The following is a 14,923-nucleotide window of genomic DNA, read 5'->3' on the forward strand; positions in this document are numbered from 1 at the left end:
CCTTATTGCGGCAGGAGTTTAGAAATTTGCTTACGTTTAACGGGCGCGGATTCTTCAATAACCGCGCCGGGTAACTCGTAGCTGATTTTTTCTTCTGGTACGGCAGGTGCCGGCAGGAATTTTTCAGGGTTGGCTTCAAGGTTGGCAGCCCGAACGTTGAGCTTTAATCCCATATGCTTGAGGCCACACAGAGCGGCGTAGCTGTAAACCAGGGTATCCAGCGCTTCGTTAGCCCTTCCAGGGATCTGTTCCCAGACGCTGTAACGTTGGCCTGCAGTGACTTTATAAACAAGTCGTTCGGCCAACAGCTGGTTGAAATACCCCAAATCACGATCGTCAGGAAAATGCATGTAACCTGCAGCAGGCTTTCCTAGCTCGGGAGGTTCCAGATGTAGTCTTCCGCGCACTACATCTTTAGCTGAGTTCACCCCCAGAATAATGGGACGGAAACTGGCTTTGCTTTTCGACGTCGGGCGCTTAGTCGGCCAGACCGGATTACGTTTGCCACCCTGCGCGGATTCCCCCTTAATAGCCCAGACGCGGCGGGCAAGACGTTCTTTGGCGAATTCGTAAACCTTCTGCGTGTGGTGTCCGCCGGAGTCCATGCACGTAGCCAGAATATTCAGCCCGCGCCCATCATCACGCCGTAATACCTGCTTCAGGTACGCATCCAGACGCTTCCATGGTTCCTCTGTTTCCAGATCACCGTAAATAACGTCATGCGCAACCGACCATGATTCTTCATCACGGCCCCAGCCGGTGATCGTGATTTCGAAGCGATCATCCTGTGTATCCACCCCCGCGGTTAACAACGCCACACCATCAGGTACGATGGCAGGGAATACTTCACGGCGCGCCAGCAGAATATCAACCGGCAGTTGCTTGCCGTGGTTGGGTCTGTGTGGCAAACCCATCTGGGTATTCCACCAGGCCTGCTCTTTATCTGGATCCCCCTTCGCCTTGATATATTTTCCCGCGATATCCGACGGTTTATCTTTCTGCCAGGGGCTGAACAGTTTTGACGCCTGATAGCCGGCGTGGTGGTTGTCGACAGCCTCTTTGCCGCAATCCGGACAAATAGCCCGGTAGACTGCATGCCGCGGTGATTCGGACCATTTCCAGACAGTAGCCACGCTATTTTCATCATTCGCCCGCCAGGCCTGATCGTACTCAAGCAACGGGGAGTGGCGAGAACCGCAACACTCAAACGGCCGGGTCTGATGCCAGCGAATGGTTTGTAACGCCCGAAGGCGCTCACCTTCAGACCAGCCGGCACCGCAGCATTCACAGTGGATCATGGCTGATTTTGTCAGGTGTTTATCACCCTCTTTCGGCCACTGAACATGTTTGAAAAAATCCAGAAACTGCCGATGCCCGCAGTGCGGACAAACAACAGAGGCCCGGCGCTGATCAGATTCGGCATAGCTGTCAGCAATCCGGCTTTCGTCCTCAACGGTCGGCGAACAGGCGCGGACGGAAAGCCAGGTGAGGCCAAACGTTGCAGTTCGTTCCTCCGCCAGGGTGATCGGATCCCCCTCGCGGGTAATCGGGTATTTATCCACCTCATCCGCCAGCAGTACGCGGATAGGTCGGCGCGCCAGGTTGTCGGGGCTACCGGCACCGGCCAGCGCCAGAAATCCGCCGGTAAACGCTTTGTAGAGGATGGTTTCTTTCGAACTCTTCTGTTTTGAGTCGCCGATAATTTTCCGTAGTACCGGAGTCACGCGTACCAGCGGACTGATTCGTTCTTTTGAAAACTGCTCAGCTGCCTCTTCTTTCGGCTGCAGGAGCAAAATCGGGCACGGGTCGAGGTGAGCGAAATAGCCGAACAGGTTTTCAAGCAATGCCGTTTTCATCAGCTGCGTGCAGCACATCACCGTGACGACATGCACGCCGGATTCAGTCGCCGCCAGCATCGGACCACGGGCAATTTCTACAGTCGAGGTCTCCCAGTTCCCTGACGTGCTCCCGGCCTCCTTCGCCAGCTTCCGGTAGTCATCCGCCCATTGCGGAACGCTGATACGCGGCGGTGGCGTCCATCCTTTTCTGACACTCAGTTGAAGTCGTTCAATCTTCAGTTGAGTTAAATTCTGGCTCTCCGAGGACTGAGATATGTTTGTGGACATGTTCGATCAGCACCTCTGTCATCCTGTCCGCCGGCACATCCAGATCAGCGGCCATAAGCGGTGCCACCCGGGAAGGCCAGTTCATCCAGGCATCACGCTGTTGGCGAAAGGCGTTGAAAAGAATCTCCTCGGCGGCGACCAGTTCAATCGTCTGGCCACTGTCTTTTTCATACTGAAGTTTGGCCAGCAGAGCCATATAGTTTTCGCGCACCCGCGCGGCTTCCTCCCGGGTAAGATCGGCACCTTCGGTAAGGATAATTTTTCTGGCAGTGTCTTCAATTTCATCACCGACATCATCAACGACCGCCGGCGTTTTCTTTTTCTTCGCGTTCGATGCGCGCGGATCCTTTCCGTCACGGTTTTTCTTCAGTGCGACATCGCTCGCTTCAACATCAATCAGGTCACCGTCCATCACGATGAAACGGCCGGCTTTAATCCAGCGCCCAATCGTTTTGCGATCGACGCCTGAGTGCTGCGCATACTGGCTCTGATTCATCATGGTCATGGGACATCACCTGGGGCATTTTTGAGTTGGGACATTTACCTGGGACATTTTTGCAATGTCCCACACGAATGTCCCAGTGGAATAAATGGAATAATCCGTGCCGGCTCTGGCGTGGCTGGCGATCCCTTGAGATGGGACATGGGACACAAAATAAAAAGTTGTAGCTACAAAAACACCGCGGCGCGCAATGCCCGTACCTTACAAAAGGCTCAGGAAGGACCCATTTTTTGTAGGGAGGATGATGAAAGCATTCATCGGGTCAGGTATTTTCAAGAGGCGCACCACGAGCAGGTGAGGCGCCTCACTTAAAGGAAAATGCAATGACCAAAGAGCAACTTGATTTCATAGTCGCAATGATTGCCGGCCAGCAAACGGCAACCGTACATCTATCGCTGATGTTTGCTGAACAAGCTGGGGTATCAAAGGACCTAGTCGCGGAGTCTTTCCGCCAAACCGCTGAACTGCTGGGACAAGATGTAATGAATAGAGAAATCATTGTTACAGTGCTGAACCAGATAGCCAACGGTATCAATACATCTACAACAGAGTACCAGAAAAATATTGAAGAGATGATCAAGAACGTTCTGCATTAACCAGTAAATTCATTAGTTCACTCTGTACTCTATTCAGCCATGCTGAATTGAACTGACATCCAACCGCAGAATTTGCAGATTCTGTGGTTTTCTTTTTCCTTTCTTTCGACATTTTATCACCTTGCTTATTTTGCCGTCCTGATCGCCTCAGCAATGGCACGGCTCAATGCACCAGGCATCAATGCTGCCGCCATGGCGCGTGAGCGGTCCATGTACCCGAGCACTGGCGCCACGGGAAGAGCATCACCAAACCTCACCAGCAACTTAGGAGAGCGCTGTTTCGGCTTCGGCCTGCGCGTACCGTTCGCTGAACGCTTTGCCCGTTTCTTCTTCGACTTCTTCGGCTTCCTGCGCTGCCAGACAGCGTTGACGCCATTCACCTCACCGACGAACACATTCGGCTTCGCTTTCATCTGCGAAAGCTTATTCCGTGGCATATTGCCGTACTTGTTCAGCTTGATGTTCTTCGGGTTGAGCAGCGCCTGGCTATTCAGCTTATGGTCACCGCCGAACTCGAACGGCTCCAGATATCCGGCGGCAATATCTCGCACAAAAACCTTCGCACGGAGGTTGTTCTTTCTGGCCCCCGATGAGCCCACTGCATTAACCGTGAACGGCGTCGGCGATTCCAGCTTTCGATCTAGTGCGACTTTTTGCGCTGCGGCAATTTCCCGCACGACTGTTGTCATGGCCTGAGCAGTGGCAAAGGGTATTTGCTTCTGTAACTGCTTTAACTGGCTGGAGAGATCCTTCAGAGTTGCCATGTTTACCCGCCATTAGTTAAGCCATTAAAAAAGCCACCCGAAGATGGCCTTTGTAATGGCAATACAAAACGCCCAGAGGCGGCTGAGTATTTTTTACTTAATTTGGTCTTTATGCTTTTAAGGCGGACTGAATTGCATCAGCAAGCTTACCAATACGTTCAGCCGCTTGGTCTAAATCACTGTGCATCACACCGTTACCTGAGTTTGCTGAAGCCTTAACGATCTCAAGAGCAGCCTGAACGGCGAGCAAGCGCTGGGTTTTTTCATCCGTAGTTATCGCGCCATTTTTGAAATAATGTTCTAACATAACGATCCCCATTTTTTACCCTGCCAACATGGCGGGTTACAAAATGTAAATGGGGATTACGTTTCTGAATTCAAGGCCATTATCGAAGCCACTCGATGAATGGCTCCTGTTATGCCCATAAAAAAGGCCGCTGAAGCGACCTTTAATGTGATATCCGTAATCCGAAATATTACGAATTGAGTATGCTCGTTCAGGTAAAGCTCCAGCCTGAAACGCCAACAACAATGGCAATGACAATAAACGTGATTGCTGTTTTCCTCATTAGCACACCGAAAAATGCAAATGACATCCCGGCACACAGAACTATCAAAACTGGCCACATGCTGAGTAAAAGCAATAAGTAAGCCTCGATACCGCTGTGAATAATCATATTTACCCCAAAAATCCGAAAATCTGACCTTCCATAGCTCTTACACTTCATCACATGAGATCATGTAACTGTCCCTAGTGTAATCGGACCTTATCACAGGCACTCAGTGAATACCTACTCAGCCGGGGCTATATCGATGAAATACTCTTTGCCCTGTTCAAACTGTTCGAATGCTGCGGGGTTGGAGATGACCATTTGCAGTTGCCCGCTGGGGGTATATTTCGACCAACTCTCGTTCTCCGTGCTGCCAGTCGTTACCGCCATCAGGTTGACGACAGCAGAAGAGTTGTCGGGCGATTTATTGATGCTGTTACATTGAAATTTTGCACGTACGGTCATTGGAATTCCTCGGTTAGTAAAAGACCCCGCTATTGCGAGGCTCGTTGTTTCTCGGACTGCCTGATATCTGCTTTATCCCGGTTGCACTGCCCAAGGGCTGATAGCAGGCTGACGTTTAAATCCAGGCTTTGCCCCCACGTCAGATTGTCAGGTATTTCTGGCTGCGGGGTCTCAGCTGTCAGGCTGGCCGGTAACGACACCACCGGCACTTTGACGTAGACCGTTCGCGAATTGTTGCAGCCGCTTAACTGCGCCAGCAGGCACAGGGCGATTAGTACAATCATCATTCGCAACAGCAACCCGGATGTCAGCCGAGGCTCCCGATGCGTCCAGTGCGATCTGCTCTTTTGCATGCTGGTTAGCCTCTGCGATTGAATTGAAGATGGTCATGGTGGTCAGGACGTTTGCAGTGATGGTCTGAGCGCTATTCACCTGCTCTTCCGCACCATCCGCGCGTTTTTTCTCTTTCCCTAACTGATGAAGGAGAAGAAAGATAATCAGCGCAGAAAGGAGAATCTCACCCAACACCAGAATGACGACAGAAGATGTTTTCACTGGTCTAACCCCCAACACGTCAGCGCGCTTTCCTGGTCTCGCCTTTCGACCTGACCGTAGCAACCGTTTTTCTGACCTTTGGTCAGCCGGCAATCGCGGCCACCGTCTTTAATCCACCAGCGAATCGCCTCGCAGGCGCCTTTGCGGTCACCGGCATTGATTCGTTTGTAGAACGTCGAGGGGAAGCATTTCCCGGGGCCAATGTTGTACGGGCAGAAGCTGGCGATGCCGACCTTTTGCGGTGCCGTGAGAGGAGCCTTGATATTCCGGTCTACCCACGCCAGCGCCTTGTCTCGCTCGATAGCGTTTACCTGCTTACACTGCTCCTCAGTTGCTCTTTGCCCCTTAATGACGAGCTTGCCATTGATGACCGTTACACCGTGGCACAATGACCACACACCGCCGGGATCAACAACTGCCACCAGCGCATTACCTTCCTTCTCGCTGATGAACTGGTCAAACAGCACCGGAGCTGACGCACCAGCAGCAATGAGCGCCAGCATGGCCGCGCTGAGTTTTGTTTTCAGATTGGCCATGTCAGCTATCCTGCGGAGGTTGTCCACCGTATCCACGGTCAAGGGACTGCTGATACATCTTCGTCCAGCGGCGCTTGTAATACAGATTGGTCAGGTATGTCGCAACACCGATTACTACACCACTCGCCAGCGCTATGAAATTCCAGTCCAGCCCGTGAAACCAGTCATAGGTTTGCGCCAGTCCGGTACATATCAGGCCGCCTGACGTGCAGTACGAGGCCGCCGAAAAGATTTTGTCAGGCATTTTCATAGTCTCCACCTCGCGTTGTTAGCGGGTGCTGTGCGTGAAAGAAGTGGGCGAGCTCTGCGCAAGCGCCCGACGGGTGGGTTATGAGCCGTCGCCGGTGAGCCCTGCATAGGGAATGGCCACCAGATGGATTTACGACAACACACAGAGTGAGTGACGTTCTGGCGGCACAAATAGAAAAGGCCGAACAAATGCGCGGCCTTTATATGTCTGAGCAAAAAAAAGCCCACTCGTCGAAGTGGGCAAAATGGTAGTTTGTTCAGTGGAGGTTACACCGCCAGCTCTGCCACAACGTCTTATGCACGTTATTTCAGGATTTAGCGAAACGATGCAACCACACAAAAAGTATAGTACGTAAAACAAGAAAAACATGGAGTGTGGTGCCGGGTGCCTCCCGGTAAGTCGCCGCCAGTCCACAGACGACTCGCAATGCGCAAAAAAACATATCAGACTGGCAATGCCCCTCCGCATAGGGGGATTCACCACGTCATAAATTTAACATCTGACAAATTTCGTTTCAATGCAATATACGACGATGTGACAGGGGTACTGATGCAATGCATCTCGCGAATACCCCTGTCGTATCGCCGGAAAGCAAAAACCCCGCCTGCGCGGGGTTCTCGTTATGTTCAAATTGTCGCTTTTTAACGCTGCCGAGTGGCGCAGCTCTGCCAAGCATGAATGAATTATGTAATTTTTAGACCTGAAATCAACTGATAATTAAAAAATAAGCACAATTTGCTAAATTCACTCATTCGGATTCAGCCCTCAGGTTTTGCCTGGCAGACAAAAAGGTTTTTGCCTGAAACAGCTGAATGCACCAGTTGACACGATCTTTTGCCATTTTAAATGTTAGCCACGGTGCTGCGCGCTGCAACTCACGGGCAATATCTGCCACTTTCTTACGGGTGGTATAGAAGCTCATCCCAACCACATATACTGGATCTGTTACCTCAAAAGCCTGTAGCACACACTGCTCAACAAAATCGGCATCATCATTGCGGATAGCAGTATCTATAACGCTTACTACTGGCTGCGGCCACAGTATTGCATGTGCACGGGTTAACGCATGCTGACCCTGATACCCTTCATCGCGCGCCTGCTTAATTGCTGCTGTAAAGCGCTCAAGAGACTTATCTGACCAACATTTTCCCCTGATCATTCGCCAGCACGCATGACCTTTTGGCAAACGTGGCGCCGTCCCACCACACATGGTTTCTCCCCACACTGAAAGCAATGATTTAATCCAACCAGACTGAATTCCTGTAAGTAACTTCGCGCGTCCGAGGTATCGCTTGTTTGTGGCGATCGCTACTTCTGAGAGGGCTGCGTTATGTCTGCGACGCTGCTGTGGGGTCATTCAGTCACCTCATTTTTGATTTTCAACTGCCCAGCAGCAAACTGCGCCAGGGTCATAAATGCGCGGCCTTTTTCTTCTAGTTCAGCTCGATTGATGTAACTAAAACGCTCTCCGCGCCATGCCTTATCAAACACAACAATGGCGCCGGCGAAAAACGCACTGGTTGGCTTTTGTTTGTCGTCGGCAGGGTTAAACCAGACAGGCAGATCGAAACCAATTCGCCCACGGATAAAGCAAACATGGTCCGCACCTTCCGGCCACCACGTTTCACTCGTCGCTGATTTAACCAGGAAGACGTAGCGACCGCCCTTCTCGCGTTGCGCTGCTGCGTAATTCATGATGTGAGCCATGCCAGTAATGGCCTGCTTTTCGTGGTACTGAGAGCGGCTATATGGTGGGTTTCCAAAGGCTGCACCGCCGAGTTCTGCCAGGTGTGTCGACCAATCCTGTGTAAGCGCGTTATCTTCAGCGGTGTACCATGCCGGACATTTTGCGTTACTGTCGTCAGCGAACAGGTCAAGAACCAGCGGACCGAACAGCGCATTGACTCCCCAGAACAGCAGATCCGGAGTGCGCCACTGGTCACCAACCTCTTTTAAATAATGGGATGGCGCTACGCGTTGAGCTGCCAGGGATTCGCAGTAGGAATTAGTCATGCCGCCTCCTGCGCTTTTTTCAGCGCGCGCAAGTCGGCGTATGCCTGAATGCGAATGGCTTCCAGTTCTTCGATGGTCCAGCGGTGAATTCGGTTGTCGTTATCAAGTTCCTGCACTGCGGCTTCACCGATTTTCGCCACCAGCCCTATGCGGTAGGCTTTGATATTTCCTGACTTGCCTACGTTGCAGTCATCGCACTGGAGATTGATATTGATGCGGGTAAACCGCAGGTGGGAGGCTTTGGCGACTGTCCGGTAATGGCCGGCATGCCAGACAGCAGCAGAGTGTGTACCGCATGAAATGCATCCTTCACCATTAGCAAGGGCCATTTCACGGCAAAGGGTGTTCACAACCCGCTCGGTAACTTCCAGCCAGTGACTAAGGGGTTTTTCTGCCGTTGGCAGTTCAGGGCGAATACGATGAACGGGTTTGTTTTTTAACCGGTCTTGCGCCTTGGCCTTTTGCTTGTCGCGCTGCAGCGCCAGGTACTGGCGTTTATGCTCTTCACAGCACCAGTAAACGTTAGGATAGGTAAGGTTAAACCAGGCACCGCAGCCGGGTGCTTTACATCTGCGACGGGGGTCTCTCATATCGCACCGCCTGAGTGCGACAGACAAGCAGAAACACCGCGCACAAAGGCACGGCGTAGAATGGCGTTACTGCGTTTTTGCGTCATCACTTTACTCCGGTGATGGCGCGATAGGTTCGGTGTTCAGCCGATGTGATTATTATAAATCAGCTTGCTGGATGTGAGCTATCAATTTGGTAACTTTTGTTCGACCTTGTTGTGAATCTCCCACAGGCTAATTCCGCAACTTGCGCAGAAGCTGGCGAGATAGTCCAGGCCAGACCACTCCCGAACGCCACCGCGAGCAGCTTCTACAAAAACAGCGATATCCCTATCGCGCCAAAGACCAAATAACCGCCAGCCTCCACCATCAGGGCTTTTTACCGCGGCTATGCGCGTTAATACACCGGTTTGATACCGCTCGGTAAAGGCTGGCTTCTTTCTGGTTATCATTCGCATAAATAACAAACCTTAGATTTGTTGATAACAAATAGCATGTTTGCGTTTCTTACTTTGCCGTTGCGCGGCTTTGCGTTCTGCGGGGGATCTACTCATTGCTTTATCCCCTGCTCGGTATTTTTCAGGTCGTTTTCCGCGTAGAGGATTGACGTTCTGGCGGCGCGTAACCGGGCCTTTGCGTTTTTCTCTTCGCGCTCCAGGTTGGCTACGGCCTCCCGTAGCTCGTCACGGCGGCGGTGAAGTTGCGCTATCTCTGTCACGACCGTTTCGCCGTTGGTGGCGCACTGCAGGAGATGGTCAAACGGGTCAACAGCACAGCCGCAGCGGGTGCAATGCACAGTACGCTCCTTTTCGCTAACCTCAATCGACAGGTGCTTACAGCGCTGTTCTTCGTAAGCCTTTTTATCAGTTACGGTGATATTCAACAGTTTCTCTTCGTCGCGCTTTGGCTGCACCAGAGTGATGACGTTGTCGCTATCTTTGTCCATCGGGTACCTCCTGGGGGGCGGCTGCGAGCATGACTTTGTACGTGCCTTTTGATGAGGGGTTCTTGGTGCCCATGAAATGCAGCCACCCGGCATCAATCATCTCTTTTGTAGGCTCCTTCGGCACCATCACGTAACCACCCGGAATTACCGGAGAGTTGCTGCATTGCGCCGGAGAACCGTTACTTTGCTCCGGGCGAGGTCCAGAATGCGCCGGAGAGTTGCCAGCCTGGAGCATGGCGGCGCGGCAGGCTGCATCAATTCGGCATTGAATACGTGAGAGCAACTGAACTTCACCACCAAGAAATTCATGGCGGCGATTTACGTCGCACAAAATCTCCCTGGCTGTTTCAAGCGCTATGGTGTCGAAATGCTGAGTGATAGCTCTGTTATCCGGCACTACAGGCGCTGGCTGCGCGTGGCGATAGAGCGGGAACACATCTTTAAACTCAGCCATCCAGTAATGGCCTATCTTTTGGCTTACAGTTATCGCTGGTATGCCAATGTCGTTATTGCTGTGCATCCACGCCACCGGCTCGCTGTCCTGCTCGGCCTTGCGGCGTTCCTGTAGCTCTGCAGCCAGCGCCATCCATTCATCCCGGGTGGCTGAGTTGATATCTGTGCCAGGTAATGGTTTGAACGCCACTAATTCCGCCAGGCGCTCGTCTGTTATGGTTAATTTGCTGGTCATGGTTAAGTCCTCACCCAGCCTTTGGATGTACTGCGGATTTTTCCCGCTTTACGTAGCGCCTGAAGCCGGCGGTCAAGAATGCGGAAAGGTTCCGGCTTGTTCTCTTCAGCCGCGATTTTTTTGCATTCCTCGGCAACATCCCTGACGTAAAGACTGGAAAATGGTGCTGGGTGCCCACCGATTTTGCTCATTATTTTTGAGTCGAGTAATTCATATTTGGTCATGGTTGGCTCCTTACACTGCCAGTTGCAGCTGCATGTCGAACCGGTCGCGCTGCTCACAATATGTGAGCGAACCGGGACTATTGTGCGATTCAATGCGCTCCACCATCAGGGTGGCGCGAGTCTCTTTCGATGCCGGTGCATAGGCACCAGACCATGCTTTATCTATCCCGATATTGCGGGCTACATTCGTGCTATCGGCACTCGCAAGCGGGAGCTTTGTGAAAATCAACGGATTCAGCATGCGTAACCCGTGCAACTTCGTTATCGGCTGTCCGTGTTCGTCAACGATGTGTCGAATCAGATCTTTCATTCTGGCGACTGCGAGGTTTGGTCGTTTAACGTCGTAATCGCCACAACTGCCGATAGCCACACGCGGATACTCGTTGCACAACCGGATAAACCGCTCGTCGCTTTCGTTCATGTGCCATACCGGAACGCCGAAGAATTCCCCGTGAGGCCACTCGCCCAGAAGCGCTTCGTTCTCTTCCTCGCCTCCGTCGATAACGTCCGGGATAATGGCAAAATCAAAACCTGGGTGATTCTTCCAGCGCGCCACAAATCCGTAGTAATCACTCCAGTCGATTTTGTTTTTCCCGGCTGCCTTCCATGCGGTAAATGCGCCATTATCGAGGGCGAAGGACTGGCAATATTCAGATGCCAGGTTTATCTGCCCGGAGTGCGCGAAACTTATGAACGCGTGACGCGCTTTCCACGCCTTCATTGCGCACGTATCCGGTGTTATAGGCCCACCGTGATAGTGAATCATGAATCACTCAGCCTCCCACTTGATGCCAGCTGCGGTCAGTTCAGCACCGACATCATCCAGCGCCTTGTTGTACCACTCGGCAGCACCACCGCCGACGCGGCCGCCGTTGTACATAAACCACCCATCAGCATCGCCGCGCTCAATTTTTGACGGCAGCCTCACGGTGACGGTGCGGGATTCCCCACCCAGCGGCGGCGGCAGGTCTGGAGTAGTCACGCCAAACAGAGCCGCCAGTGCGCGATAGTTCTGCTCGCTGTGATAGCGACCTTTGCAGCGGACCAGTTTTTCGGCTGCTGCGTTGATGGTCTGCGCCTTCTCCATCACCTGCTCTGCGGTTGCGCAAGCTACGGCGACCTCATGAAGCCGTGATTCTGACTTCTCCAGCGCCTCTACCAGCGCGAGGATGTTGGCGGGCGTTGCTATGCGGAAATACTGTTCAGCAAGCCCGTGATGCTCCCCGATGCCATAAAACTGAATTCCCAGCGCAACACCGTCGATGTTGCAATAATCGCGCTCAGCATCAACGCTACCTTCGCCACCGCAAACCGGGCACTCAAGGTATCCGTCTTCATCTCGGACTTCCTGAGCTGTATCCAGGTTAAGCGCGGTCGCTTTTTCTGCTGCCGCTTTCATGGCCGGCGCCAGTTCGGTGATATCAGTCATTCGAATTATCCTCGCAGCAGTAGTGAGCGCCGTCGGGGTCGGTGCTTTTGAAACCGCAGATATCACACTCAATTTCGTCTTGGGCTTCCTCCCCGCATTCGTGACTTTCCGGATCATCGGCTTTGTAATAGCCGCCGCACAAAGTGCAACTAACATCAGGAACTTCGTCGTAGTTCGTGGTTCCGGTAATCATTTGGCCCCCTTCACAGCCAGAAACGTACCCATTGCTTTATCAACAAGCTTCGCGTTGTGGTATTTGCTGATGGCCCAGGTGATAGCAAACAGAATCCAGCGGAAATGGCTGGTATAGGTTTTAAAGGTCAGGCCATCGCAGATATCCCAGGCGCTAAACCTTTCAGGCCAATCAGCGTCATAAACAGCGTTATAAGCTTCAAAATCGTGGTTAAACTCAGCCCTGCATAATTCACGGACAATTTCGCGCACCCTTGCTTTATCGCTATCTTGCACATCGTCATCGTCATCGTCATCGTCATCGTCGTCGTCGTCCCAGTCTTCATCTTCTTCTGGTTCTAGGCCTTCCTCATCCTCCAGGTAATCACTAAGCGACTCTTTCAGGCTTTTGCAAAACGCATCGTGGTTGTATTCTTTCGCCAGCATTTCGCGCGCCGAACAGCCCGCGCCAGCCTCCAGCTTTTCAGACCAATAATGGGTATTGACTCCACCTTCCCAGACGCCAAAAAAGTCGAACATGTCCGCAATGCGGCTGAAGGTCCAGGTACCCATATCGCCGGTGACGGTAAGATAGCCAGGCCAGGTGATGACGTCGTAGTAGTAGCAGGACGTTCCCGGCTGCTGCATGCGCAGGTGCCGATACAGACCATCATCACGGATGATTTCCAGACGGTGAAATGCTGTATCAAGCAAAAAGCGAGTGTCGGTTTCAAACCGGTGGCGTCTCATTTGGCCCCCTCGCGCAGCTGGCGGTCTTCTAACGACGCGGGGAGCTTTGTGTAATGAGTTACACCCTTCAGGCTGTTGATTGAGCGAGAATGGTCAGCCAGCCAGATTTTATGGATGTTGGTATCACTGGAAGCGCAGAAGTTGTATTCCATCCATTGCGCAGAGCAGTACTGCGGCCCGATATCGGTTTCGTACCGGACCCAGTAACGGCCAAACTCGCGCGGCTCACTCCCTTCAATCCATTCCACCCCATCAGCCTTAATCCCGGCTACGAGACAAGCGTAAGCAGGCATTTTCATACAGGCTAAAGAGCGAATGATGCTTTGCACCTCCTTAGGACTTGCGTCATATAGTTCATCAGTGATGAATACAGCTCTGTTGTGAATCTCTTCTACAACGCTTAACTCTGATGCCAGTATCTTCACCCAGTCCTGCAGGCTAACACCTGCCGGACAGCCAGTAATCTCCCGGCACTTCTCGATAGTCGCCAGTGCTGCTGTTAATTCGCTCATACAACCTCCCCGAGCACCCAGCGCAAAGCATCAGCGTAATCGCCGCTGGCGCCTTCGAGGGCTTTGGTTATTTCTTTGCGGGTTTTGATGCGCGGTTTCTTATCGCCGAGCACCTGACGCTGCCGGCGCGCTTTTTCGTGGCCGGTAGTGCCGGCGGTTGCCGCTTCGATTTCTGCCACTTTTTCCCGCTGTTCTTCGGGCTTCAGCGACGCCAGTTGGCGCGCCTGGGTGACGGTGACGGATCCGGCCTCTACGGCGTCTTTAACCGCCTGGGTTGCGTCCAGCAGGGCCAGTGTTGCGCGTACTGTCTGGATGCCAACGCCGAACATCAGGGAAAGGTCCTGTTCGTCATGCCCACGTTCCAGCGCGTCGGCCATTTTTTTCGCCCGACCCAATGGGGTGTCCGCCTGGCGGATTTCGTTTGCGCTGACCATCGCCTGCGCCATACGAACGGCAGAGCCACGTTTAGTTACTGCGGGAACCAGCAGTGGGGATTCACCCGATTTCACCAGCCGTTTATTGGCTTCCAGGGTGTGACGCACGCGTTGACGGCCATCAACAACACAGGCCAGCCCGCTTTCGGGGTCCTTCCAGACGATAATCGGCTCCAGCACACCCTGATCCATGATGTTCAACACCATCGCCTCGTTGATGGGCAGGTGAATACGCTCGTCGTAAAGTGGATGCGCTTTGTCAGTCACCAGATGCAGTTTTTCCGGTTCGAACATCAAAACGTTCGTCTTGCCGCTGGCGCCGTATGCGTCTACTGAGTTCTTAGCCATTTTTAACCTCGTTGTTATTCACCGCCGCGACCCATTTTTCTTCGAGCTGCTGCTTTGCTTTTTTCTTTCCACCAGCCCAGTAACTCTGCTGGACTCGGTGATGGTCATACGGGCATTTCAGCGCGCCTGAACAGGAACCAAACCGGTAGTCCTTCCAGTGAAATTCAGGCTCCGCCCCACAGTCAGGGCATTTCTGCAATTTCATTGAGCGACCCCGCGGCATTCCCTCAGGAGATTTTCAAACATCATCCGGATGCGGTTAGCGCAGCCAAATGGCATATCGTTAAACCGCCAGGTGATCACGCCATTACGCTGCCCGCTTTGGGTAATCTGCCCCGCACCATGCAGCTGGCGAAGTTGGCCATTCACCGAGGCCATAGTGCGGCTCAGAGCGTTGGCAATTTCACGTGTGGTCAAATCAGGGTTTGCCCTGAGGAATTCCAGCGCCGTAATTTCATTGCGATATTGAGTTTTCTGAGATTTCTTTTTCATCA

At 52.6% G+C, this 14,923-nt stretch carries 25 protein-coding genes; 1 reads left to right on the forward strand and 24 read right to left on the reverse strand.

The window, feature by feature from the left end; genetic code table 11:
* Positions 1-2: 2 nt before the first annotated feature.
* Together MMW58_RS19950 and MMW58_RS19955 are read right to left on the reverse strand one after the other, a co-directional pair.
* Positions 3-2,126 carry a phage terminase large subunit family protein gene (locus MMW58_RS19950; RefSeq protein WP_241721940.1) on the reverse strand — a complete coding sequence of 708 codons (2,124 nt, stop codon included), beginning with the start codon at positions 2,124-2,126 and terminating at the stop codon, positions 3-5.
* Entirely contained in the window at positions 2,068-2,631 is a 564-nt protein-coding gene (locus tag MMW58_RS19955) for a hypothetical protein (RefSeq protein WP_143967239.1), read from the reverse strand. Before MMW58_RS19955 ends, MMW58_RS19950 begins: the two co-directional genes overlap by 59 nt.
* A gap of 320 nt (positions 2,632-2,951) precedes the next feature.
* Between MMW58_RS19955 and MMW58_RS19960 the strand changes: the two genes are divergently transcribed.
* Entirely contained in the window at positions 2,952-3,224 is a 273-nt protein-coding gene (locus tag MMW58_RS19960) for a hypothetical protein (protein ID WP_241721941.1), read from the forward strand.
* Between the two features lie 125 nt (positions 3,225-3,349).
* Here MMW58_RS19960 and MMW58_RS19965 read toward each other — a convergent pair whose 3' ends face one another.
* The 22 genes from MMW58_RS19965 to MMW58_RS20075 form a co-directional block, all read right to left on the reverse strand.
* A complete protein-coding gene (locus tag MMW58_RS19965) occupies positions 3,350-3,988 on the reverse strand; it encodes a hypothetical protein (RefSeq protein ID WP_241721942.1) in 639 nt (212 codons plus the stop codon).
* A 109-nt stretch (positions 3,989-4,097) separates the two neighbouring features.
* Entirely contained in the window at positions 4,098-4,295 is a 198-nt protein-coding gene (locus MMW58_RS19970) for a hypothetical protein (protein ID WP_241721943.1), read from the reverse strand.
* A 484-nt stretch (positions 4,296-4,779) separates the two neighbouring features.
* Complete coding sequence (locus MMW58_RS19980) at positions 4,780-5,004, reverse strand: hypothetical protein (RefSeq protein WP_241721945.1); 225 nt, start codon at positions 5,002-5,004, stop codon at positions 4,780-4,782.
* 29 nt (positions 5,005-5,033) lie between these two features.
* Entirely contained in the window at positions 5,034-5,291 is a 258-nt protein-coding gene (gene lysC / locus MMW58_RS19985; protein WP_241721946.1) for an Rz1-like lysis system protein LysC, read from the reverse strand.
* Entirely contained in the window at positions 5,176-5,520 is a 345-nt protein-coding gene (locus MMW58_RS19990; protein WP_371823014.1) for a DUF2570 domain-containing protein, read from the reverse strand. Before MMW58_RS19990 ends, lysC begins: the two co-directional genes overlap by 116 nt.
* A 35-nt stretch (positions 5,521-5,555) precedes the next feature.
* Positions 5,556-6,095, reverse strand: coding sequence for a lysozyme (locus MMW58_RS19995; RefSeq protein WP_128320657.1), 540 nt, complete (start codon positions 6,093-6,095; stop codon positions 5,556-5,558).
* Position 6,096: 1 nt separating this feature from the next.
* The gene (locus tag MMW58_RS20000) at positions 6,097-6,345 is read right to left on the reverse strand and encodes a phage holin (protein ID WP_114266295.1); all 249 of its coding nucleotides are present in this window, start codon (positions 6,343-6,345) and stop codon (positions 6,097-6,099) included.
* A gap of 748 nt (positions 6,346-7,093) precedes the next feature.
* Positions 7,094-7,702, reverse strand: coding sequence for a hypothetical protein (locus MMW58_RS20005; protein WP_241721947.1), 609 nt, complete (start codon positions 7,700-7,702; stop codon positions 7,094-7,096).
* Entirely contained in the window at positions 7,699-8,358 is a 660-nt protein-coding gene (locus tag MMW58_RS20010) for a phage N-6-adenine-methyltransferase (RefSeq protein ID WP_241721948.1), read from the reverse strand. The genes MMW58_RS20005 and MMW58_RS20010 overlap by 4 nt, the downstream gene beginning before the upstream one ends.
* Positions 8,355-8,948, reverse strand: a complete 594-nt coding sequence (locus tag MMW58_RS20015) for a recombination protein NinG (RefSeq protein WP_241721949.1) — start codon at positions 8,946-8,948, stop codon at positions 8,355-8,357. Before MMW58_RS20015 ends, MMW58_RS20010 begins: the two co-directional genes overlap by 4 nt.
* Positions 8,949-9,115: 167 nt before the next feature.
* Positions 9,116-9,385, reverse strand: a complete 270-nt coding sequence (locus tag MMW58_RS20020; RefSeq protein ID WP_241721950.1) for a hypothetical protein — start codon at positions 9,383-9,385, stop codon at positions 9,116-9,118.
* Positions 9,386-9,477: 92 nt separating this feature from the next.
* Positions 9,478-9,873 carry a hypothetical protein gene (locus MMW58_RS20025; protein ID WP_241721951.1) on the reverse strand — a complete coding sequence of 132 codons (396 nt, stop codon included), beginning with the start codon at positions 9,871-9,873 and terminating at the stop codon, positions 9,478-9,480.
* Positions 9,860-10,561, reverse strand: coding sequence for a hypothetical protein (locus MMW58_RS20030; RefSeq protein ID WP_241721952.1), 702 nt, complete (start codon positions 10,559-10,561; stop codon positions 9,860-9,862). Before MMW58_RS20030 ends, MMW58_RS20025 begins: the two co-directional genes overlap by 14 nt.
* A gap of 2 nt (positions 10,562-10,563) precedes the next feature.
* Positions 10,564-10,785, reverse strand: a complete 222-nt coding sequence (locus tag MMW58_RS20035) for a hypothetical protein (RefSeq protein WP_241721953.1) — start codon at positions 10,783-10,785, stop codon at positions 10,564-10,566.
* Positions 10,786-10,795: 10 nt separating this feature from the next.
* On the reverse strand, positions 10,796-11,551 hold the full coding sequence (locus MMW58_RS20040) for a hypothetical protein (RefSeq protein ID WP_241721954.1): 756 nt from the start codon (positions 11,549-11,551) through the stop codon (positions 10,796-10,798).
* A 3-nt stretch (positions 11,552-11,554) separates the two neighbouring features.
* Positions 11,555-12,214 (reverse strand): ead/Ea22-like family protein, encoded by a 660-nt coding sequence (locus MMW58_RS20045; protein ID WP_241721955.1) that lies wholly within the window; start codon positions 12,212-12,214, stop codon positions 11,555-11,557.
* Complete coding sequence (locus MMW58_RS20050; protein WP_241721956.1) at positions 12,207-12,407, reverse strand: hypothetical protein; 201 nt, start codon at positions 12,405-12,407, stop codon at positions 12,207-12,209. The genes MMW58_RS20045 and MMW58_RS20050 overlap by 8 nt, the downstream gene beginning before the upstream one ends.
* Positions 12,404-13,135, reverse strand: a complete 732-nt coding sequence (locus MMW58_RS20055; RefSeq protein WP_241721957.1) for a hypothetical protein — start codon at positions 13,133-13,135, stop codon at positions 12,404-12,406. Before MMW58_RS20055 ends, MMW58_RS20050 begins: the two co-directional genes overlap by 4 nt.
* Complete coding sequence (locus MMW58_RS20060; RefSeq protein WP_241721958.1) at positions 13,132-13,647, reverse strand: hypothetical protein; 516 nt, start codon at positions 13,645-13,647, stop codon at positions 13,132-13,134. Before MMW58_RS20060 ends, MMW58_RS20055 begins: the two co-directional genes overlap by 4 nt.
* Complete coding sequence (locus MMW58_RS20065; RefSeq protein WP_241721959.1) at positions 13,644-14,429, reverse strand: ParB/RepB/Spo0J family partition protein; 786 nt, start codon at positions 14,427-14,429, stop codon at positions 13,644-13,646. The genes MMW58_RS20060 and MMW58_RS20065 overlap by 4 nt, the downstream gene beginning before the upstream one ends.
* On the reverse strand, positions 14,422-14,634 hold the full coding sequence (locus tag MMW58_RS20070) for a hypothetical protein (RefSeq protein WP_241721960.1): 213 nt from the start codon (positions 14,632-14,634) through the stop codon (positions 14,422-14,424). Before MMW58_RS20070 ends, MMW58_RS20065 begins: the two co-directional genes overlap by 8 nt.
* Positions 14,631-14,921: a hypothetical protein gene (locus MMW58_RS20075; protein ID WP_241721961.1), complete on the reverse strand. Its 291-nt coding sequence runs from the start codon at positions 14,919-14,921 to the stop codon at positions 14,631-14,633. Before MMW58_RS20075 ends, MMW58_RS20070 begins: the two co-directional genes overlap by 4 nt.
* Positions 14,922-14,923 lie beyond the last annotated feature (2 nt).

It is taken from the genome of Klebsiella sp. HC6 (assembly GCF_022605325.1).
Lineage (GTDB): Bacteria > Pseudomonadota > Gammaproteobacteria > Enterobacterales > Enterobacteriaceae > Klebsiella > Klebsiella terrigena.

Bases quoted from the DNA above. Each gene is read 5' to 3' on its own strand.
- MMW58_RS20055 (WP_241721957.1), bottom strand. From the start codon at position 13,135: ATGAGACGCCACCGGTTTGAAACCGACACTCGCTTTTTGCTTGATACA.
- MMW58_RS20045 (WP_241721955.1), bottom strand. From the start codon at position 12,214: ATGACTGATATCACCGAACTGGCGCCGGCCATGAAAGCGGCAGCAGAA.
- MMW58_RS19955 (WP_143967239.1), bottom strand. From the start codon at position 2,631: ATGACCATGATGAATCAGAGCCAGTATGCGCAGCACTCAGGCGTCGAT.
- MMW58_RS20010 (WP_241721948.1), bottom strand. From the start codon at position 8,358: ATGACTAATTCCTACTGCGAATCCCTGGCAGCTCAACGCGTAGCGCCA.
- MMW58_RS20030 (WP_241721952.1), bottom strand. From the start codon at position 10,561: ATGACCAGCAAATTAACCATAACAGACGAGCGCCTGGCGGAATTAGTG.
- MMW58_RS19960 (WP_241721941.1), top strand. From the start codon at position 2,952: ATGACCAAAGAGCAACTTGATTTCATAGTCGCAATGATTGCCGGCCAG.
- MMW58_RS20040 (WP_241721954.1), bottom strand. From the start codon at position 11,551: ATGATTCACTATCACGGTGGGCCTATAACACCGGATACGTGCGCAATG.
- MMW58_RS20075 (WP_241721961.1), bottom strand. From the start codon at position 14,921: ATGAAAAAGAAATCTCAGAAAACTCAATATCGCAATGAAATTACGGCG.
- MMW58_RS19965 (WP_241721942.1), bottom strand. From the start codon at position 3,988: ATGGCAACTCTGAAGGATCTCTCCAGCCAGTTAAAGCAGTTACAGAAG.
- MMW58_RS19995 (WP_128320657.1), bottom strand. From the start codon at position 6,095: ATGGCCAATCTGAAAACAAAACTCAGCGCGGCCATGCTGGCGCTCATT.
- MMW58_RS19950 (WP_241721940.1), bottom strand. From the start codon at position 2,126: ATGTCCACAAACATATCTCAGTCCTCGGAGAGCCAGAATTTAACTCAA.
- MMW58_RS20025 (WP_241721951.1), bottom strand. From the start codon at position 9,873: ATGGACAAAGATAGCGACAACGTCATCACTCTGGTGCAGCCAAAGCGC.
- MMW58_RS20065 (WP_241721959.1), bottom strand. From the start codon at position 14,429: ATGGCTAAGAACTCAGTAGACGCATACGGCGCCAGCGGCAAGACGAAC.
- MMW58_RS20050 (WP_241721956.1), bottom strand. From the start codon at position 12,407: ATGATTACCGGAACCACGAACTACGACGAAGTTCCTGATGTTAGTTGC.
- MMW58_RS20015 (WP_241721949.1), bottom strand. From the start codon at position 8,948: ATGAGAGACCCCCGTCGCAGATGTAAAGCACCCGGCTGCGGTGCCTGG.
- MMW58_RS20005 (WP_241721947.1), bottom strand. From the start codon at position 7,702: ATGACCCCACAGCAGCGTCGCAGACATAACGCAGCCCTCTCAGAAGTA.
- MMW58_RS19980 (WP_241721945.1), bottom strand. From the start codon at position 5,004: ATGACCGTACGTGCAAAATTTCAATGTAACAGCATCAATAAATCGCCC.
- lysC (WP_241721946.1), bottom strand. From the start codon at position 5,291: ATGATGATTGTACTAATCGCCCTGTGCCTGCTGGCGCAGTTAAGCGGC.
- MMW58_RS20000 (WP_114266295.1), bottom strand. From the start codon at position 6,345: ATGAAAATGCCTGACAAAATCTTTTCGGCGGCCTCGTACTGCACGTCA.
- MMW58_RS20035 (WP_241721953.1), bottom strand. From the start codon at position 10,785: ATGACCAAATATGAATTACTCGACTCAAAAATAATGAGCAAAATCGGT.
- MMW58_RS19970 (WP_241721943.1), bottom strand. From the start codon at position 4,295: ATGTTAGAACATTATTTCAAAAATGGCGCGATAACTACGGATGAAAAA.
- MMW58_RS20070 (WP_241721960.1), bottom strand. From the start codon at position 14,634: ATGAAATTGCAGAAATGCCCTGACTGTGGGGCGGAGCCTGAATTTCAC.
- MMW58_RS20020 (WP_241721950.1), bottom strand. From the start codon at position 9,385: ATGCGAATGATAACCAGAAAGAAGCCAGCCTTTACCGAGCGGTATCAA.
- MMW58_RS20060 (WP_241721958.1), bottom strand. From the start codon at position 13,647: ATGAGCGAATTAACAGCAGCACTGGCGACTATCGAGAAGTGCCGGGAG.